The 21237-nt window shown below is 43.1% G+C and carries 10 protein-coding genes; 7 read left to right on the top strand and 3 right to left on the bottom strand.

Annotation, left to right across the window (positions count from 1 at the left end; translation table 11 throughout):
* Positions 1-2: 2 nt before the first annotated feature.
* From ACKI39_RS07010 to ACKI39_RS07000, 3 genes are read right to left on the bottom strand one after another with little or no spacing between them, the layout of a single operon-like run.
* Positions 3-413 carry a FecR family protein gene (locus tag ACKI39_RS07010; protein ID WP_407399012.1) on the bottom strand — a complete coding sequence of 137 codons (411 nt, stop codon included), beginning with the start codon at positions 411-413 and terminating at the stop codon, positions 3-5.
* Between the two features lie 2 nt (positions 414-415).
* Positions 416-2038 carry a hypothetical protein gene (locus tag ACKI39_RS07005; RefSeq protein ID WP_407399010.1) on the bottom strand — a complete coding sequence of 541 codons (1623 nt, stop codon included), beginning with the start codon at positions 2036-2038 and terminating at the stop codon, positions 416-418.
* Positions 2039-3985, bottom strand: coding sequence for a hypothetical protein (locus ACKI39_RS07000; protein ID WP_407399008.1), 1947 nt, complete (start codon positions 3983-3985; stop codon positions 2039-2041).
* Positions 3986-4271: 286 nt separating this feature from the next.
* Here ACKI39_RS07000 and asnB point away from each other — a divergent pair, with 286 nt between their 5' ends.
* From asnB to carB, 7 genes are all read left to right on the top strand, one after another.
* Positions 4272-6026 carry an asparagine synthase B gene (asnB, locus tag ACKI39_RS06995; RefSeq protein WP_407399006.1) on the top strand — a complete coding sequence of 585 codons (1755 nt, stop codon included), beginning with the start codon at positions 4272-4274 and terminating at the stop codon, positions 6024-6026.
* Positions 6027-6478: 452 nt separating this feature from the next.
* Positions 6479-10981: a glutamate synthase large subunit gene (gltB, locus tag ACKI39_RS06990; RefSeq protein WP_407399004.1), complete on the top strand. Its 4503-nt coding sequence runs from the start codon at positions 6479-6481 to the stop codon at positions 10979-10981.
* A gap of 89 nt (positions 10982-11070) precedes the next feature.
* On the top strand, positions 11071-12573 hold the full coding sequence (locus ACKI39_RS06985) for a glutamate synthase subunit beta (RefSeq protein ID WP_407399002.1): 1503 nt from the start codon (positions 11071-11073) through the stop codon (positions 12571-12573).
* A 166-nt stretch (positions 12574-12739) separates the two neighbouring features.
* On the top strand, positions 12740-14344 hold the full coding sequence (pyrG, locus tag ACKI39_RS06980; RefSeq protein ID WP_407399000.1) for a CTP synthase: 1605 nt from the start codon (positions 12740-12742) through the stop codon (positions 14342-14344).
* On the top strand, positions 14345-15724 hold the full coding sequence (gene purF / locus ACKI39_RS06975) for an amidophosphoribosyltransferase (protein WP_407398998.1): 1380 nt from the start codon (positions 14345-14347) through the stop codon (positions 15722-15724).
* A 20-nt stretch (positions 15725-15744) separates the two neighbouring features.
* A complete protein-coding gene (locus ACKI39_RS06970) occupies positions 15745-16956 on the top strand; it encodes a carbamoyl phosphate synthase small subunit (RefSeq protein WP_407398996.1) in 1212 nt (403 codons plus the stop codon).
* Positions 16957-16975: 19 nt separating this feature from the next.
* A complete protein-coding gene (gene carB / locus ACKI39_RS06965; protein WP_407398994.1) occupies positions 16976-21145 on the top strand; it encodes a carbamoyl-phosphate synthase large subunit in 4170 nt (1389 codons plus the stop codon).
* Positions 21146-21237: the final 92 nt, after the last annotated feature.

Raw genomic sequence — 21237 nt, 5'->3', positions numbered from 1 at the left:
AATTATTCTTCCTCCCATGCTGTGTCGCCTTGTGATTCAGAAGCTCTTGCTGCTGCTGTACTTATTCCCTTTGAAGTCTTGTCATTGCTTTTGGCAACTGAACCTTTATTGATTTTATTTTTTTTAATCGTCCCTGCGGAACTTTTTTTGAAGATTATGAGGTTGCCCACGGAGTTTTCCTTTGGTCCACGAATGGTTATTTTTTTTGTTCCTGATATGAAGCCTATGCTTGATTTGTCTTCGATTTTGATGACTGTTTCATCAGTTATGATGGCGTCTTCTTTTATTTTTTTCCATTTGCCGTCTGGTGTCTTGGCGTATACTTTACCTATTGTGTTTGAAACCTTGTAGCTTTCAGTGAATGCGATGGCTGATGTAAGTGCCAATATAAAAAGTAAGATGATTTTTTTCATTGTTACAGATCCTTGTATTGTTTTTGCTTTTTACCAGTCAATAGATATTGTTGCCTTAAGAAGGCTTTCAATAAATCTTCCTTATGATCAAGCATTATTTCATGTTTTTTTTCAGGAGAGCTGATGGAACTGTACAGCTCCCAGTTTGAGTGGATTGGAAAAATCCTTGCTTCATCAATATATTTTTTCCATTCCTCTACACCGAATCTTATTGCACGGACAAATCCATCCTTGAGCATCGTTATCTCAAGTGGCTGCCATATTTTTCCTTCGTAGTAGATTTTGTCTTTGTAGAGAACAGGATGTTCCTCCTGTGCCCTTGGATCTTCTGTTTCTTCAAGACAGATGCCAGTATAAATATGTCCTGGGACAGTTATGAATGCACCTTCGATTCCTAAGGATTCAAGAAGAGAGCAGTAGAGTATGCTTAGGTCATCACAGTCCCCACCTCTATAGTTCAAGGTTTGATATGGAAACTGAAGGAAGTCTATTGATGATGTTCCTATGTTTGCAGAATAGCTTGAGCTTGGATCGACAACATAATTCAATCCATAAACATGAAGGGATTCAAAAAGAGCCAGTGCATATTGAATGTTTATGTTTTCTTCCCTGTCCAAGTGATCTCTGACCACGGATTTGACCTGTTTTGCAAAACTTAGTGCTTCTGAATCGTTGGGACATACAAAAACTGCAGCCATTCTGTCGTCATCCCAGCTTAGGTTGTTTCTGTTCAGAAAATATATAGAAAGTGGAATGTTTGTTTCCCTTTCTTCTCTGAGGAAATCGTATTTTATGTTTATGACTGCGTTTTTTTCTACAGGTTCTATAAGGTTTAGTACATTCTCGTTGAAAAACGCCGTAAGGTTTAAGTCGATGAAATCATTTTTTTTAATCATCGGAATTGTTTCATAAACTTTTGGCGTGTTCATGAATTCTTCCTGATAAAGTGAAATCCTTACATTTGTTATTGTTCCGTCTTCCTGATTGTAGACTTTTATGCTTCCAAAAGGATTTTTGTTATACCAGGAATACAGGGCAGGGAATATAGGGGTGGTCTCAACTACATCTACGCTCATGTTTCCTTTCCTGTCAAAAAGATTTGTAAGGTTCAGTCTGAATCCAAGAGAACATCCTGCTTTCATCATAGGAAAATCCTTGTGATAGAAATATGTGCAGCCTGTTTTTGCATAGATGGAATATATGGATGAAAGTTTGTAGTCGGTTTCGATTCCAACGCCTGTACTAATTCCTTTATAGTTTCCGAGCCTTGACGCGCTGTATAGTCCTACCTGCGCCATGGGAGATATGGTGAAATAGTCGTTCAAAGGAAAATATTTTTTTATGTCCACGGAATAGTTTGTGATTGAAACATCGGAGACTCCAGCAAGCTTGTTGCTGTATTTCCCATAGTCTATGCCGCCAGTTATCCCCCATGATTTTGTCGGTCGGAATTCAAATCCTATACCGCCGCCAATCGCTGGTTTAGGTTCTCCTATAGTTTCCTGTGAGCTTGAAGGAACGATTGGAAAGGAAAAAATTCCTTCGCCCTGGATGGTATATACCCTGGCTGCAAAAAGTTTTGAGAAGAATAGCAATGTCAGTGTGGACAGCAATGCCTTCTTCATTTATTTTCCCCTTTGATTTTTCAAACGCTCAAGTCCCTGTTTTGCACCGCCATGCTCAGGTTTAAGCTGAAGGACTTTCCTGAAATATATTTCCGCCTGGTTGTATTCTTTTTCGAGAAGATGGATGTTTCCCATGTTGGATAGTGAAGAAATGTTGTTGTGTGCCGCACCTAAGCCGAACCATTTTTTTGCGTTCTTGTAGTCTCCCATGCGAAGGTAGAACATTCCGACCGAATTGCTGTTTTCATCTGTTGGATTTTCGTTGTAGGTCTTTATCAATGATTTTCCGAGAGGAACCAATTCGTAAAGCTGATAGCTTTGGTAGGCTGCAGAAATACGGCTTCTCAGTTTGTCGGCATTTATGTATTCAAGGAATGCTTTTTCCGTCATTCCAAGGCTCTGGTAACTTTTCCATGCTTCTTCAAGGATTACCGTGTCCGCATTTTCTGCTGAATATATTTCTTCCAGAGCCTTGCTCCATGCTTTGTAATATCCAAGTTTCAATGATTTCATTGAAAGGGGAAGGTAGATTTCCCCATCGATTTCAATCAGTCTGTCCAAGGATGAAAAAAGTTTTGATGCTGCCTTACCGCTTGTGTTGAGGTTGACTCCCACGACAACATCGTCAGGAAGGAATACGATTGAAGATTTTATGCCTACTGAACTGAGCATTGCAGAAAACAGAACGGCAAGATCGTCGCAGTCTCCGCTTTTGAAATTTATTGTCTGGAATGGAAATTGAATCGTGTCTATTTCATCCAGATCAATATGTGTTTCATCGTATGGAGTCAATGTGTCTTTTTCGTAGATGATTCCGTAGGTGTTGAGGGCTTCAAAAAGAGCCATAGAAGATTCAAGGTTTTGATTTATGCCTGTGTGGTTGTTGTCTCTTGCTATTCCGATGATGCCTTTTGTAAATTCCAGCACTGTCGCGTCATTTGGAGAAATAAGTGAAGCTATTGCATTTGGATCTGACCATGAGAAGGCGTTTCGTTTGTAAGTGTTGATTACGACTTCCTTTACTTCCGTCATCTTTTTCCCCAACAGGGTGTATTCTATTATGAGCTCCGCATTGAACATTCCGTCTTCCGTGAAGGTTGAAAGGGCGTTTGAAAAGTCTCCTGTGATTGGAATTTCTGCGGATTTATTCTTTCTTAATATTGGAATGGTCTTGCATTTGAAAGCGGAAGATGTGTAATTGTCTGCACGGAATGAAACGGTTATGTCTTTGATTTCCGCATTGTTTCTGTTTGTGACATAAGCAAAGGCAAAAGGTGCTGACTTGTATGCAAATGAAAAAAGAGGATAGAGGCTATCTTCCTGCAGAAGATCTATTTCTATTTTATTAGGCCGTTTCCTTGTGTCGAAGATTTTTCTTACGCTTACTCCAGCTATGATTCCTTTGGTTATGGATTTATCTTCATCGTACAGATAGTCTGCATACCCGCCTGTGATTCCCATCGTAAGGTTTGGACTGAATCGGAATGAAATGTCTGCGGTACCCTTGTAGTAGAAATTATTCATTATGAATGATTTTTTTTCATATCTAGATAGATAGGATTTTTCATCCGGACCAAGTCTTCCATCGTAGGTATATGGTGCAAAATTAAATCCGTATGCTCCATTTAGGCTGAGCATAATTCTGGATACTGGTGCCCAGTAAAATCCCAGGTTTGCTCCGATACTGTAGTCAAAAAATTGTTTCTGTTCGCCATCTTTAGGGACAACGAAAAATGAGAGCTCAGGGCCGAGGGAAATGAAATTGAAGAGATCGATGTCGGCGTTTATTGTTCCACCGTAGGAAAGTCCTGTTGCGATTGTATTGTCTGTGGCTAATGGAATTACAGCTGATGGCGTGAATTTAAATCCAAGTTCAATTGCGTGCAGATTAATGGACAGAAATGATAATAGTACAAGGAGGAAGAATTCTTTATGAATCTTATTCACTATATATATATATATATATATATATGTATAATGTATAGGTATATTTGCCTTGTAAAACTTAAAACTCATAAAAAAAATTATAAGGCATATATTAAAATACGACAACTTAATAGAAGAGAATGATGTAAAAATAATGTTATTTTATAGAAATATAGTTCCGAAAATTACAAGAAACATTCAGTTGCAAAGATATATAGTAGACGAAACAAAGACGTTTTATGCATGGGCGGAATTTCGATTCCTCTCTGGTATAAAGCGTCTTTTTTATTTTTTTGGGGGTTACAATATGTGTGGATTTGTTGGAGCATTTGACCTTGCCAGTGGAAGCAAACCAGTAGAAGAAGGACTTAAGGAGCAGCTTCGTTCCCAAGTTCTTGAAATGTCAAAAAAGATTCGTCACCGTGGTCCAGACTGGAGCGGTGTTTATACAGGCGACAATGCTATTCTTTCACATGAACGCCTTGCCATCGTTGACCCATTCAGCGGAAAGCAGCCTCTTGTAAGTGATGACGGAAAAATCATCCTTGCTGCAAACGGTGAAATATACAACCACAAGGAAATCCGCAGTGAATTTTCTGGAAAGTATGAATTCCAGACAGGTTCAGACTGTGAAGCAATTCTTCCCTTATATAAGAAATATCGCGAAGGCGGAAAGTTTGAAGAAATGATTGAAAAGCTTTCTGGAATTTTTGCTTTTGCTCTTTATGATTCAGAAAAGGACATGTATCTTATTGCCCGTGATGAAATCGGTGTTGTTCCTCTTTATCAGGGTTGGGACAAAGATGGCCGCTATTATGTCGCTTCGGAACTCAAGGCTCTTGAAGGCCACTGCATTACAATAGAAGAATTTCCTAACGGATGCTATTACTGGTCAGGTGACGAAAAGCCAACAAAGTGGTATAAGCGCGACTGGGAAAGCTATGATGCAGTAAAGGATGCACCTTGCGCAACTGATGACAAGGGTGAATTGATTGATCCTTCTGTAATCGCCAAGGTTCGTGACGGGCTTGAAAGTGCAGTTAAGGCTCAGCTTATGTCCGATGTTCCTTACGGTGTTCTTCTTTCAGGCGGTCTGGATTCAACTGTAATTGCCGCAATCACTCAGAAGTTTGCAAAGAAGCGTGTTGAGACAGGTTCCCTTAAGGATGCCTGGTGGCCACAGCTCCACTCATTTGCAGTCGGTCTTGAAGGTTCTCCTGATCTTATCGCTGCAAAAAAGGCTGCTGACTACATCGGCACAGTTCATCATGAAATCCATTTTACAATTCAGGAAGCATTGGATGCCCTTGAAGATGTAATCTATCATATTGAAACCTACGACATCACGACAGTCCGTGCCTCAACTCCTATGTATCTTTTGGCCCGCGCAATCAAGGCAATGGGTATCAAGATGGTTCTTTCAGGCGAAGGTTCTGACGAGCTTTTTGCAGGTTACCTTTACTTTCACAAGGCTCCTGATGCAAAGGAACTTCATGAAGAATTGGTTCGCAAGATGAGCAAGCTTCACCTTTATGACTGCCTCCGTGCAAACAAGTCCCTTATGGCTTGGGGAATCGAAGGTCGCGTTCCATTCCTTCATAAGGAATTTATAGACATTGCCATGAGGTTGAACCCGACTGACAAGATGAGCATCAAGCTTCCAAACGGAAAGCAGCGCATTGAAAAGTGGATTGTCCGCAAGGCATTTGAAGACATTCTTCCACCTGATGTTTGTTGGAGACAGAAGGAACAGTTCAGCGACGGCGTAGGCTACAGCTGGATTGATACACTTAAGGAAATGACAAACCAGAAGGTCAGTGATGCGGAATTTGCACAGAGGGAAAAGAGATTCCCTGTAAACACACCTTCTACAAAGGAAGAATATTTCTACCGCGAAATCTACGAAAAGCTATTCCCAAGCCCAACAGCCGCTTTGTGTCCTCCTCATGAAGCAGGTGTTGCCTGTTCAACAGCAAAGGCCCTTGAATGGGACGAAGCATGGAAGTCTTCTAACGAACCGTCTGGAAGGGCTATTTCAGGAGTTCATGATCAAGCTTACTAGAGTAGATCTAAAAGCTCAAGGTTGCTTGCAACCTTGGTAGTGAGCATAAGGAGCTATAGCGACTGAAGCGAACGACACGAGCCATCAGGACGTGCAATTGCTGCCGTGCATGAACAGGCATATTAATTTAACTGTTACTATAGTAGAAGGGGATTTCCCAAAAGTATGTAGCGTAGCGCTCATTGAGCTTGTCGAAATGACTGCTACGCTATTAGAGGTGGTTTCGACAGGCTCAACCACCGTGAATCATACTTATTGGACATCCCCTTTTTTTATGTAAAAATTACAGGTGCTGGTGAAAAAAGTTCCGTTTTTTACAATGAATGTTTTTCTTAATTCAATAGTATTGTCCAGAAACAAAGACGTTTTATAAGAGGACAGACTGTCTGTTTAAAGGTGGCCTGTAATTTTGTAAAACGTCTTTTTTTATTTTGCGGAAATAGGGGTTACTTATGAAAACACTTTATGAGCCACAGTTTGAACATGATGCATGCGGTATCGGTGCAGTAGTCAATATTGATGGCAAGCAGACACACACAATCGTAGACAATGCTCTTTCCATTGTTGAAAAGCTTGAACACCGTGCGGGTAAAGACGCCACTGGCGAAACTGGTGACGGTGTTGGAATCCTTGTGCAGATTTCACATAAGTTTTTTAAGAAAGAAGCAGAAAAAATCGGAATTAAACTTGGAGAAGAAAGGGATTACGGTATCGGTATGTTCTCCTTCCCACAGGATAAATATGTAAGAGCTCAGGCAATGAAGATGCTTGAAACTCTTTCTGAGAAGGAAGGACTCAAGTTCCTTGGCTGGCGTGAAGTTCCAGTTCGTGATGATGTTCTTGGTAAGACAGCCCGCGACTGCATGCCTGCAATCTGGCAGTGTTTCATCGAGCGCCCTGCTGATGTAGAGAAGGGTCTTGCCTTTGACCGCATGCTCTACACTGTTCGCCGTCAGTTTGAACACACAAGCTTTGATACTTATGTTTGTTCCATGAGCAGCCGTACAATCGTCTACAAGGGTATGTTCCTTGTTCAGCAGTTGAGAACTTTCTACAATGACCTTCAGTCTGCAGAATATGTTTCTTCACTTGCCCTTGTTCACTCACGCTTCTCTACAAATACACAGCCATCATGGAAGCGTGCCCATCCAAACAGATTCATCGCACACAACGGTGAAATCAATACAATCCGCGGAAACGCAGACAGAATGCTTGCCCGTGAAGAAACAATTTCATCTCCTGTATTCAGCGAAGAAAAGATCCGCGAAATTCTTCCTGCAGTAGATACGACTGGTTCTGACTCGGCAATGCTTGATAATACTTTGGAATTCCTTGTAATGAACGGAATGCCACTTCCACTTGCAGTCATGATCTGTATTCCTGAACCATGGAAGCACGATGACAGCATGGATCCACGTAAGAAGGAATTCTATCATTACTGGGCAACAATGATGGAGCCATGGGATGGACCTGCAGCAATCCTCTTCTCTGATGGTGATGTTGTCGGTGCAACTCTTGACCGCAACGGACTCCGCCCAAGCCGTTACTACATTACAAAAGACAATGAACTTATCCTTTCTTCTGAAGTCGGTGTTCTTGATATTCCTGAAAGCCAGATCGTAAAGAAGAGCCGCCTTATGCCAGGCCGCATTCTTCTTGTTGATACAAAGCAGAAGAAACTCATCAGCGACTTTGATGCAAAGAAAGAATACACAGACCTTTATCCATACGGTGAATGGCTCAACATGAACCTCAAGCATCTTGGTGACCTTAAGATTCCTAACAAAAAGATTCCTGTATATACACAGGAAGAACGCGACATCATGTACCGCGCATTTGGATGGAACTATGAAGATGTAAACGAAATGATTCTTCCTCTTGCACAGAACGGCATTGAGCCAACTGGAGCAATGGGTGTTGATACTCCGCTTGCAGTTATGAGCGACAAGCATCCTGCTTTGTTCAGCTATTTCAAGCAGCTTTTTGCACAGGTTACAAATCCTCCTATTGATAGCCTTCGCGAAAAGATTGTTACAGATACAACAGTTTATGTTGGTAGCGACGGAAACCTTCTTGAACCAAAATCAAAGAACTGTACTGTTCTTGAAATCAACAATCCTATCCTTACTGGAACAGACATGATGAAGATCAAGGCATTGGATCTTCCTGGCCTTAAGACATCTGTCGTTTCTCTTCTTTACTACAAGAATACTTCCCTCAAGGATGCTTTGGACAATGTGTTTGTTGCAATTGACCGTGAATACAGAAACGGAAGCAACATCATTGTTTTGAGTGATCGCGGTGTTGATGCAAACCATGTTGCAATTCCATCGCTTCTTGCAGTATCTGCCGTTGAACAGTACCTCATCCGCACAAGAAAGCGCACTGCTATTTCAATCATCCTTGAATCTGCAGAAGTGCGCAACGTTCACCAGAGTGCAATGATTTTGGGTTACGGTGCACGCGCAATCAACCCTTACCTTGCACACGAAGCAATCGCAGAACTCATTGACCAGAAACTTCTGGACAAGGATTACCATACAGCAATCGACGACTACAACAAGGGTATCATCGGTGGCATCGTAAAGATCGCCGCAAAGATGGGTATCAGCACAATTCAGTCTTACCAGTCGGCACAGATTTTTGAGGCCGTTGGTATTGCAAAGGATGTAATCGACCTTTACTTTACAAATACAGTTTCCCGTGTCGGCGGTATCGGCCTTAAGGAAATTGCAGAAGATGTAAACTTCCACCACAACAAGGCATTCGATCCGCTTGGACTTACAGTCAACACTCATCTTGACTCTGTTGGTGTTCACAAGTTCCGCCGTGGTCCAACATGTGAAGATCACTTGTATTCTCCAGAAATCATCATCAGCCTCCAGGAAGCAACAAAGACTGGCAGCTATGAAAAGTTCAAGGAATATACTTCACTTGTAGATGCAAATGCTCATCCACATACTCTCCGCGCAATGCTCAAGTTTGCTTTTGAAAACGCAAAGGAAATTCCACTTGATGATGTTGAAAGCGTTGAAGAAATCGTAAAGAGATTTAAGACAGGTGCCATGTCTTACGGTTCGATTTCCCAGGAAGCACATGAATGCATGGCTCTTGCAATGAACCACCTCAAGGGAAAGTCAAACTCTGGTGAAGGCGGTGAAAAACCAGAGCGTCTTGGTACTGACAAGAATTCTGCAATCAAGCAGGTTGCATCCGGTCGTTTCGGTGTTACAGAAGAATATCTTTTGAGCGCAAAGGAAATCCAGATCAAGATGGCACAGGGTGCAAAGCCTGGTGAAGGTGGACATCTCCCTGGAAAGAAAGTTTATCCATGGATTGCAAAGACTCGTTATGCAACTCCAGGTGTAAGCCTCATTTCCCCACCACCACATCACGATATTTATTCTATTGAAGGTCTTGCTCAGCTTATCTATGACCTTAAGAATGCAAACAGAGCTGCACGCATTTCCGTAAAGCTTGTTTCAGAAGCAGGTGTAGGTACAATCGCAGCCGGTGTTGCAAAGGCAGGTGCCCAGGTTATCCTTATTTCAGGTCACGACGGTGGAACAGGTGCCGCTCCATTGAGCTCAATCCATCACGCAGGTCTTCCTTGGGAACTTGGTCTTGCAGAAACACATCAGACACTCATCCAGAACGGACTCCGCAGCCGCGTTGTAATCGAAACAGACGGTAAGCTTATGAGTGGCCGTGATGTTGCAATCGCATGTCTCCTTGGTGCAGAAGAATTTGGTTTTGCAACAGCACCTCTCATTACAATGGGTTGTGCAATGATGCGGGTATGGAACCTTGATACATGTCCATTCGGTGTTGCTACTCAGAACAGCGAACTCCGCAAGAGATTCACAGGTAAGCCTGAATATGTTGAAAACTTCATGAAGTTCATTGCACAGGAACTCCGCGAAATCATGGCAAAACTTGGTTTCCACAGCGTAGAAGAAATGTGCGGTCACAGCGAACTTCTTGGAATCAAGGAAAAGGGTGCCTTTGAAAGAGCAAATCTTGTAGACATGAGCCGAATCCTTGCAGGTGGAGAAGCAGCTTCTCACTTTGTTCCTGAAGATGTATTTGATTTTGAACTTGAAAAGACAGTTGACGAAAGCATCCTTCTTAAAGAATTCGCCAAGGTTAAAAAGAGCGGAAAGGGTAGCTTTGACGTTAAGGTCAGCTCTACAGACAGAACTGTAGGTACAATCCTCGGTTCAGAAATCCAGAAAGAATTCGGCAACAGCCTTGAAGAAGACAGCTTCGTAGTAAATGCAATCGGTGGCGGTGGACAGAGCTTTGGTGCCTTCATTCCAAAGGGACTTACTCTCCGTCTTACAGGTGATGCAAACGATGGTCTCGGTAAGGGCTTGAGCGGCGGTAAGATTGTTGTATCTGTTCCAAAGGATGCAGCATACAAGGCAGAGGAAAACATTATTGTAGGTAATGTCTGCTGCTTTGGTGCTACAAGCGGACAGGCTTTCATCAACGGTATTGCTGGTGAAAGATTCTGCGTAAGAAACTCTGGCGCTACAGTCGTAACGGAAGGTTGTGGCGACCACGGTCTTGAATACATGACAGGCGGTACAGCAGTAATCCTTGGTTCAACTGGACGCAACCTTGCTGCAGGTATGTCTGGTGGTGTTGCCTATGTTCTTGATGAAAATCATGATCTTTACCAGCGCCTTAACGGTCAGCTTGTGACAATGAGTGAGCTTTCTGAAAGTCATGACATTGACCTTGTAAAATCTCTTATACAGAAGCATGTTGATGAAACAGGCAGTGCAAGGGGTAAGGAAATACTTTCTGACTGGGATAAGAGCCTAAAGAGCTTTAAGAAGATCATTCCTAATGACTACGCTAAAATGCTTAAGTTGATTGCTGAAGAAGAATCTAACGGCGTTGAGCATGATGATGCAGTTTTGAATGCTTTCAAAAAATTTACGGCTTGAGCGAGTTTTGCAATTCATAATTCATAATTAAAAATTATGAATTATGAATTGTGAATTATGAATTGTGAATTGGAGATTTTATTATGGGAATGTCTAACGGATTTATTAAATATACAAGAATAGAAAACGACTGGATTGATCCAAAGATCCGTCTCAAGAACTTTGAAGAAATGCACGTTCTTTTGAACGATGAAGACCGTCGCAAGCAGGCAAGCCGCTGCATGAACTGCGGTGTACCTATGTGCCAGAGCGCAATTAAGCTTGGCGGAATGGTAACAGGATGTCCACTCCACAACTTCATTCCTGAATGGAATGATGCACTTTACAAGGGACAGTATGACATGGCTGCCTGGAGACTTTTAAAGACTTCAAGCTTCCCAGAGTTTACAGGACGTGTTTGTCCTGCCCTCTGTGAAAAGGCTTGCAACTGTATCAGCATGGAAAAGAATTACAGCGATGGAAAGGACATCAAGGATCCTGTAACAATCCACGACAACGAACTTTACATTATCGAAAAGGCTTTTGAATCAGGATACATGAAGCCACAGGTTCCAAATGTTAGAAGCGGAAAGAAAATAGCAGTTGTAGGTTCAGGTCCTGCTGGTCTTGCTGTTGCAGATTTGCTTAACCGCCGCGGACACAGCGTTACTGTATTTGAACGCGAAGATCATGTTGGTGGACTTTTGATGTACGGCATTCCAAACATGAAGCTGGATAAGAAAGTCATCGACCGCCGTGTTGACCTTATGAAGGCAGAGGGTGTTGAATTCGTATGCAATGCAAATGTTGGTGCAGACAAAAAGGCAGAAGAACTTCTTAAGGATTTTGATGCAGTAGCACTTTGCTGTGGTGCAAAGAAAGCACGCAAGCTCAATGTTGCCGGTGAAGATTCAATGGGTATCTATCCTGCAGTTGATTTCCTTACTGCAGTTACAAAGGAAGTTGTAAAGGGCAGCCAGCCATTCGCTTTGGGTGACATGGATCCAAGAGGTAAGAATGTAATCATCGTTGGTGGCGGTGACACAGGAAACGATTGTACAGGGACTTGTGTACGTCTTGGAGCTGCAAATGTTGTAGCCCTTGAAATGATGCCAAAGCCTCCTGTTGAGCGTGCTGAAAACAATCCATGGCCACAGTGGCCTAAGGTTCTCAAGACTGACTACGGCCAGATGGAAGTTATCGCAACACAGGGAGAAGACCCTCGCGTATACAAGACAACAATCAAGGAAATCTACCAGAAGGACGGTCATGTAACAGGAATCAAGACTGTTCAGGTTGAATTCAGAAATGTAGACGGCCAGAGAAAACTCTGTGAAATCGAAGGTACAGAAAAGGAACTTAAGGCAGATATGATTCTTGTGGCAGCAGGTTTCCTTGGTGCTGAAGAATATACTGCAAAAGCTTTCGGTACAGAAATGACACAGCGTGGAACTGTTGCAGCCGACGAAGGCAAATACAAGACAAGCGTAGAAAAAGTTTTTGCCTGCGGTGACATGAGACGCGGTCAGTCTCTGGTTGTATGGGCAATCGCTGAAGGTCGTGAATGCGCAAGGGAAATCGACAGGTTCCTTATGGGATACAGCAATTTGTAGTCGAAATATCCATTGTAAAAATCGGAATTGCATCCTAAAACTCGTTCAAAAAAGTTGGGCAAAGTGATAGGATACAATCCCGTATACGACAATGAGGTCGCATGCAAAATTTCCTTATGAATGCCATGGGAGATTTTGTCTGCGGCCTCTCTTTTTGTGGGGTTATATGAAAAATACAAAGTACATTTTCGTTACGGGCGGTGTAGTTTCTGGTCTTGGAAAAGGAATTACAGCTGCAAGTCTTGGTCGTCTTTTAAAATCCAGAGGATTGAAAGTAGCATCTCAGAAGCTTGATCCATATATCAATGTTGATCCTGGTACAATGAGTCCTTATCAGCACGGTGAAGTTTATGTAACTGAAGACGGTGCAGAAACAGACCTTGATCTTGGACACTATGAACGCTTCATCGACGAAGACCTGAATAAATATTCAAACCTCACTTCAGGAAAAGTTTACTGGAATGTACTTAACAAGGAACGCCGTGGAGAATATCTTGGTGAAACGGTTCAGGTTATTCCCCACATCACAAACGAAATCAAAGAATTCATCTACAATGTAGGCAAGCAGTCTGATGCTGATGTTGTAATTACAGAAGTCGGTGGTACAACAGGTGACATTGAAAGCCAGCCTTTCATCGAAGCCATCCGTCAGGTAGGACTTGAAGTTGGCCGTGAAAATGCAATCTACATTCATGTTACTCTTCTTCCATTCTTGAGCGGTTCAGACGAACACAAGACAAAGCCGACCCAGCACAGCGTAAAGGAGCTTCAGGGTATGGGAATCAAGCCTGATATCATCGTTCTTCGCTGTGATGAAAAACTTGAGCCCGCAATCTTCAAGAAGGTTGCCATGTTCTGTAACGTTTCAGAAGACTGTGTTATTGAAAACCTTACTTTGCCTAGCCTTTATGAAGTTCCGGTAATGCTTAAAAAACAGCATATGAGTGATACAGTTTGCCGTCTCCTTGGAATTACAAGTCCGGAAGCAGACATCACAGAATGGAGCGCAATGCTGGACAAAATCCATAATCTTAATAAGAAAGTGACCATCGGTCTTGTTGGAAAATATGTACAGCTTCATGATGCCTATCTTTCCGTAGCAGAAGCTTTGCGCCATGCAGGTTATGGCCTTGGTGCAGAAGTAAGCATCAGGTGGATCGACAGCGAGACCATAAATGATTCTACAATCGTAGAAGTTCTTTCAGGAGTTGACGGTGTAATCGTTCCAGGTGGATTCGGTGAACGTGGAATCGAGGGAATGATTCTTACTGCAAATTACTGTCGCAAAAACAATGTTCCTTATCTTGGAATCTGTCTCGGCATGCAGATTGCAGTAATCAGTTTTGCCCGTTTTGTTGCAGGCCTTAAGAATGCAAACAGCGGTGAATTTGATGCCGACAATCAGTACAAGGTAATCGACTTTCTTCCTGATCAGAACGACAGCGTTGCAAAGGGCGGAACTTTGCGCCTTGGAGCTTATCCTTGCAAAATCAAGGCCGGTACAAAAATGGCAGAATGCTATGGTGCAGAAAAAATCAGTGAACGTCATCGCCATCGCTATGAATTCAACAATGAGTTCCGTGAGACGTTGGAAAATGCAGGTCTTACAATCAGCGGTACAAGTCCTGACGATTACATCGTAGAAACTGTAGAAATTGCAGAAAACGATTTCTATGTGGGAGTTCAGTTCCATCCTGAATTCAAGAGCCGTCCTAACAGACCTCATCCACTTTTCACAGGCCTCATAAAGGCAAGCTTGGGAGCTAAATAAATGTTCGAAGAAAACAAATTGCATGAAGAATGCGGTGTATTTGGAGTTTGGTCCGACAAAAAAAGTGACCTTGCATCTAAAGTTTATCTTGGACTTTTTTCACTCCAGCATCGCGGACAGGAATCCTGCGGTATTGTCGTAAACAACGGAGGTGAATTTTCTTCCTGCAAGGATCTGGGACTTGTTTCCGATGTTTTTACAAAAGAAAGCCTTGCATCATTAGGTGAAGGAACCATGGCTGTAGGTCATGTCCGCTACGGAACAACCGGTGCAAACATTCACGCCAATGTTCAGCCTATTGAAGTTCACCGCCTTAACGGAAATCTTGCTGTTGCCCATAACGGAAACCTTACCAACTCCCGCGAACTCCGCCAGCAGCTTGAGCTTCAGGGATCGATTTTTCATTCAACTAGCGATACAGAAACAATTGCATATCTTATTACAAAGGAACGTCTTACCTGCGCAAACATTGAAAGTGCCATCAGTTCCACGATGCTTAAAATCGAGGGGGCCTATTCCCTTGTCATCATGACTGGTGATAAACTTGTGGCAGCCCGTGATCCAAAGGGATACAGACCTTTGTGTTATGGAAAGCTTGACGACGGTCAGTATGTGATCGCTTCGGAAACATGTGCCCTTGATGTTGTCGGTGCTGAATTTGTCCGCGACATTGAACCTGGTGAAATCCTTGTATTCAGCGAAGATGGAATCAAATCCATAAAGACTCATTGCAAGAAGGAAAAAAAATCTCTCTGTGTCTTTGAGTATATCTATTTTGCTCGTCCAGATTCAATTATAGACGGTGTAAGCGTTCACGAATCCCGCGTAAAAGCAGGACGTACTCTTGCAAAGGAACATCCTGTTGCAGCAGATGTTGTAATCGGTGTCCCTGACAGCGGTCTTGATGCTGCCATCGGTTATGCGGAAGAAAGCGGAATTCCTTATGGAATCGGTTTTGTAAAAAACAAGTATATCGGAAGAACTTTCATTAACCCTGGACAGACAGAAAGAACCAATAAGGTTAAAATAAAGCTTAATCCTATATCTACTACAGTAAAGGGAAAAAGGGTTATACTTATCGACGACTCGATTGTCCGCGGAACTACAAGCGGTCACATTGTTCAGCTTGTGCGTGATGCTGGAGCTACAGAAGTCCATGTAAGGATTTCTTCGCCACCTTTTGTAGCACCTTGCTATTATGGAACAGACGTTCCAGACTGCAAGAACCTCATTGCGTGCAACAACAGCCTTGATGAAATTGCAAAAATCATCGGGGCGGATTCCTTGGGCTACCTTAGTCTTGAAGGAGCCATGAGCCTTGGAGCAGATGACGGGTTGTGCAACTTCTGCTTCAGAAAAATGAATGAAAAGAATAGCTAAAACATAGATTGGAGGACAAAGTGAAAAATACTGCTTATCTGATTCTTGCCAATGGCCGTGTCTTTGAAGGAACAGCCTTTGGTGCAGAAGGGGTTATTACAGGTGAAACAGTTTTTACAACAGGAATGAACGGTTACCTTGAAACACTCACGGACCCAAGTTATTTCGGTCAGATTGTCACACAGACTTTCCCGCTCATAGGAAACTACGGTGTAATAGATAAGGATTTTGAAAGCGACAGATGTCATGTCCGCGGTTACATTGTTCGTGATATGTGCGAAGATCCTTCAAATTTCCGCTGTGGAGGAAAGCTTGAAGACTGGCTCAAAAAGCAGAACATAATCGGTCTTGCAGGCATTGATACCCGTGCCCTTACAAAGATTCTTCGTGAATCCGGCGTAATGAACGGAATGATCGTAAGTGGAGAAGGGGAAGAAGCAAAGGCTGTTCTTGCAAGCCTCAATGATGAAGGAAAAAAGTCAGAACTCCTTGAAAAAATCAAGTCATATAAAATCGAACAGGCTGTTGAAAGCGTAACTGGAAGTGCCAGTGCAATTGAAGAAGATGCTGCAACAGTATTTACAGAATCGGCAGAATACAGGTTCGTACCTGTTAAAAATGACGGAACAAAAATCTACGACCAGGCAGAAGCCATGAAGGACGGAAAGGGCAAGAAAGTTGTCCTCTGGGACTTCGGTGCAAAGGCAAACATCCGTCGTGAGCTTCTCAAGCGCGGCCTTGAAGTTGAGACTGTAAGCGCTCTTATGACTGCAGAAGAAATCCTTGCAAAGAATCCTGACGGAATCATGCTCAGCAACGGTCCTGGAGATCCTAAGGAAAATACAAGAATCATTTCGGAGATTCAGAAACTGGTTGTTAAGAAAGTCCCGATTTTTGGAATCTGCCTTGGACATCAGCTCCTTGCCCTTGCCATGGGTGCGGACACGGAAAAACTCAAGTACGGTCATCGCGGACCAAACCAGCCTGTAAAGCAGCTTTCAACTGGCCGCGTCTATATTTCAACCCAGAACCACGGTTATGCAGTTAAGAATGAAACATTGCCAGCCGGTGCGGAACTCAGCTTCATAAATACAAACGACAATACCTGTGAAGGTGTCAGATATACAAGCACTCCTGCCTTCAGCGTTCAATTCCATCCTGAAGCCTGTGCGGGTCCTTTGGATACAAGCTTTTTGTTTGATGATTTTGTAAAGTTGATTAACGAAGCTTAAGGTAAATGGGAGAAAGACTATGCCACTTAATAAAGACATACATAAAGTAATGGTGATTGGCTCAGGTCCTATTATCATTGGACAGGCCGCAGAATTTGACTACGCAGGAAGCCAGGCATGTAAGGCTTTGAAGGAACAGGGACTTGAAGTTGTTCTTGTAAACTCAAACCCTGCGACTTTGATGACTGACCACACAATGGCAGATCAGATTTATATTGAACCGTTGATTCCAGAGACAATCCAGAGAATCATCGAAAAGGAAAAGCCTGATTCGCTTCTTTCTACTTTGGGTGGACAGACCGGCCTTACACTTTCGATGGAGCTTGCAAAGTCAGGATTCCTTGAAAAGCACAATGTAAAGCTTCTTGGTGCAAAACCAGAGACCATCGACAAGGCAGAAGACCGCCAGATGTTCAAGGACACAATGGAATCCATCGGTGAGCCTTGCATTCCGTCTAAGGTTGTAACGACTTATGAAGATGCCTATGACTTTGTAAAGAATGTAATCGGTTATCCTGCAATCATCCGTCCAGCCTTTACGCTCGGTGGTACTGGTGGCGGTATCGTTCACAACGACGAAGAGATGGATGAAATCGCACACAATGGTCTTCATCGTTCTCCAATCCATCAGATTCTTGTTGAAAAATGTATTTCCGGCTGGAAGGAAATCGAATTTGAGGTTATGCGCGACAGTGCAGGAAATGTTCTTACTGTCTGTTCAATGGAAAACTTTGATCCTGTCGGTGTTCATACAGGTGACTCCATTGTTATTGCTCCTGCAGTAACTTTGAGCGACAAAGAATACCAGATGCTCCGTTCAGCTGCACTCAACATCATTTCTTCACTTGGAATGGAAGGCGGCTGTAACTGTCAGTTTGCCCTTAATCCTGATACATTCGAATATGCAGTTATCGAAGTTAACCCTCGTGTAAGCCGTTCTTCTGCTCTTGCTTCAAAGGCAACAGGATATCCTATTGCAAAAGTTGCGGCCCTTATTGCCATCGGCTATACCCTTGATGAAATTCCAAACTACGTTACAAAGAAAACCGCTGCATGCTTTGAACCTGTTCTTGACTATGTTGTAGTTAAGATGCCTAAGTTCCCGTTTGAAAAGTTTGTTTATGCAAAGCGTGATCTTGGAACTCAGATGAAGGCTACCGGTGAAGTTATGGCCATCGGTCAGACTTTTGAACAGGCCATCATGAAGGCTGCCCGCGGTGCGGAAGTTGGCGTAAAGTCCCTCAATCTTCCTGTGTTTGAAGAAGAGGATGATGAATCAATCAAGGCCCGTGTAGCCCACTGCACAGACCAGAGAATCTTTGCAATCTTCCAGGCAATCAAGCGCGGAATTCTTACACTTGAAGAAATCCACAACATCACAAAGGTTGACATGTGGTTCCTTTGCAAACTTCAGAATCTTGCAGATATGGAACACAAGCTTGCAAAGGAAGAAGTTACAACTGAACTTTACCTCAAGGCAAAAAATCTTGGATATCCAGATGCAGTGATCGAACAGCTTAGCGGAATCAAGATTGTTGGTTCAGGCGGAAAACTTGCAGATGCAGAAAAGGCCGCAGCTCTCGTAAAGGAAGGCAAGCTTGCCCACGTTCCTTCAAGCTTTAAAATGGTTGATACTTGTGCAGGAGAATTCAATGCGGAAACTCCATACTTCTATGCAACCTATGATGCAGAAAACGAAGCTGCAGAACACCTTGCATCAAAGAAAGCATCCGGCAAGGGAACGATCATCGTTCTTGGTTCTGGTCCAATCCGCATCGGTCAGGGAATCGAATTCGACTATGCTTCAGTTCAGTGTGTATGGGCTTTGAAGCGGCTTGGCTATGATGTAGTAACAATCAACAACAATCCGGAAACAGTTTCCACAGACTTTGATACTTCTGACAGGCTTTATTTTGAACCTCTTTTCCCTGAAGATGTAATGGGCGTAATCAATACTGAAAAGCCTGTTGGCGTCGTAGTTGCCTTTGGTGGCGGAACTGCAATCAAGCTTGCAAACTTCCTTGCAGACCAGGGAATCAGAATCCTTGGAACAAGCGCAGATGCCATTGACCTTGCAGAAGACCGCGAACGCTTTGACGAACTTTGCGAACGCCTTGACATCAAGAGACCAAAGGGACTTACTGTTCTTACAGAAGCAGAAGCCCTCAACGCAACAAAGGAGCTTGGTTATCCTGTCCTCCTCCGTCCAAGCTATGTTCTTGGCGGTCAGAACATGATCATCGCTTTCAATGATGATGACGTAAAGGAATACATGAAGATCATCCTTGCACAGGGAATTGAAAATCCAATCCTCATTGACCAGTACAAGATGGGTACTGAACTTGAAGTTGATGCCATCTGCGACGGTGAAGACATTCTCATCCCTGGAATCATGGAACACATTGAACGAACTGGTATTCACTCGGGTGACTCAATTGCCGTTTACCCAAGCTGGAACCTTAATGATGTTATCCGTGAAAAAATCATCCGTCAGTCCCGTGAACTTGCCCTCGATCTTGGAACAAAGGGACTTGTAAACATCCAGTACCTCATTTACAACAATGAACTTTTCATCATTGAAGTAAATCCTCGTTCAAGCCGTACTGTTCCATACATTTCAAAGGTTACAAATGTTCCGATGGTAGATCTTGCTGTCCGTGCAATGCTCGGTGAAAAAATCAAGGACATGGGATATGGAACAGGCCTCTACAAGATTCCGCCTTACTTTGCAGTCAAGGTTCCTGTATTCAGCTTTGAAAAGCTCATGGATGTTGATACTCACCTTGGACCTGAAATGAAGTCAACGGGTGAAGTTCTTGGAATTGCCTCTACAATGGAAGAAGCTTTGTTCAAGGGACTCATCGGTGCCGGATACAACATGAAGCGTTCTGGCGGAGTACTGTTCAGCGTAAGAAAGACAGACCGCTACGAACTTCCTTCACTTGCAAGAAAGTTCTATGAAATGGGATTCAAGCTTTATGCAACTGAAGGTAATGCAGAAACCTTGCGCGACTTTGGCATGGAAGTTGAAACTGTAAACAAGATTCATGAAAATGCTGAAGACAATCTTCTTACGGTGATGGATTCAGGTAAAATCGACTATGTAATATCAACATCAGCAAAGGGAAGAGACCCTCGCGCCGATTCAGTCAAGATGAGACGCCATGCTGTTGAACGTGACATTCCATGTCTTACAGCAATAGATACAGCCAACGCCCTTGCCAACTGCCTCAAGTCAAAGTACAGTGCAGAAAATGTTGAGCTCATCGACATCAACAAGCTGCGTACAAGCCGTCAGACAATCAAGTTTACAAAGATGTCTGCGACTGGAAACGACTTCATCATCATTGATACACGCGAACAGTTCATCAACAATCCTGGTGGACTTGCGGTTCGCCTTTGCAACAGACGCGACGGAATCGGTGCAGACTCCCTTGTTCTTGTTGGAAATTCAGACAAGGCTGATGCAAGCATGAGGTTCTTCAATCAGGACGGTAGTGAAGGTCAGACAGCTGGTAACGCAATGCGCTGTGTTTCAAAATATCTCTACGACAACAATATTTCAGGAATTGCAGACCGCCACAACAAGGAAGAAACTACAGCAGAGATTACGATCAAGACCCAGGCAGGCGTAAAGAGACTAAAACTCTACAAGCTTGCAGGCAAAACAGATACAGTTACAGTCAACATGGGGTACATTGAATTCAAGAGCGACCTTATTCCAACAGCACTCAAGGAAAAGAAGGTTGATTCCCTCAATGTAAATGCAGTAGTTAATGAGGAACTTGATGTGGCAGGAACAAAGTACAACGTTACCTGTGTTAACATCGGTAACCCTCACGCCGTAGTATTCTGCGACTTCGTGGACAAGGTTGATGTTCCTGCAATCGGACCTCTCTTTGAGCATCACGAAGCCTTCCCTGAAAGAATCAATACTGAATTCGTTCGCGTAGTCGGACCAAACGAACTCAAGATGCGTACATGGGAACGCGGTAACGGTGAAACTCCAGCCTGTGGTACCGGTGCATGTGCTGCTGTCGTTGCTGCCATCCTCAACGGTTACTGTAAGATCAATGAAGATATTACAGTTACTGTCCGTGGTGGAAAGCTTACTGTTTCTTACGATGGAATGAACGTGTTCCTTACTGGTGACACAAAGGTTCTCTTCCAGGGAGAAGTTGAAATCTAACGAATGGTCTTGCTGCCCTTGGAAGTAAGGGTGGTTTAGTTCCGAAAATTACAAGTAACAATTTTTAGAATACTGTAGAGTATTCGCATACG

The sequence above is a fragment of the Treponema sp. genome (assembly GCF_045641405.1).
In the GTDB taxonomy this organism is placed as follows: Bacteria; Spirochaetota; Spirochaetia; order Treponematales; family Treponemataceae; genus Treponema_D.
The sequence above is the reverse complement of the archived record's forward strand: the minus strand, read 5'-3'. Positions and strand labels throughout refer to the sequence as shown.

Excerpts from the sequence above, each read along its gene's own strand:
- ACKI39_RS07010 (WP_407399012.1), bottom strand. The coding sequence starts at position 413 with ATGAAAAAAATCATCTTACTTTTTATATTGGCACTTACATCAGCCATC.
- ACKI39_RS07005 (WP_407399010.1), bottom strand. The coding sequence starts at position 2,038 with ATGAAGAAGGCATTGCTGTCCACACTGACATTGCTATTCTTCTCAAAA.
- asnB (WP_407399006.1), top strand. The coding sequence starts at position 4,272 with ATGTGTGGATTTGTTGGAGCATTTGACCTTGCCAGTGGAAGCAAACCA.
- gltB (WP_407399004.1), top strand. The coding sequence starts at position 6,479 with ATGAAAACACTTTATGAGCCACAGTTTGAACATGATGCATGCGGTATC.
- ACKI39_RS06985 (WP_407399002.1), top strand. The coding sequence starts at position 11,071 with ATGTCTAACGGATTTATTAAATATACAAGAATAGAAAACGACTGGATT.
- pyrG (WP_407399000.1), top strand. The coding sequence starts at position 12,740 with ATGAAAAATACAAAGTACATTTTCGTTACGGGCGGTGTAGTTTCTGGT.
- purF (WP_407398998.1), top strand. The coding sequence starts at position 14,345 with ATGTTCGAAGAAAACAAATTGCATGAAGAATGCGGTGTATTTGGAGTT.
- carB (WP_407398994.1), top strand. The coding sequence starts at position 16,976 with ATGCCACTTAATAAAGACATACATAAAGTAATGGTGATTGGCTCAGGT.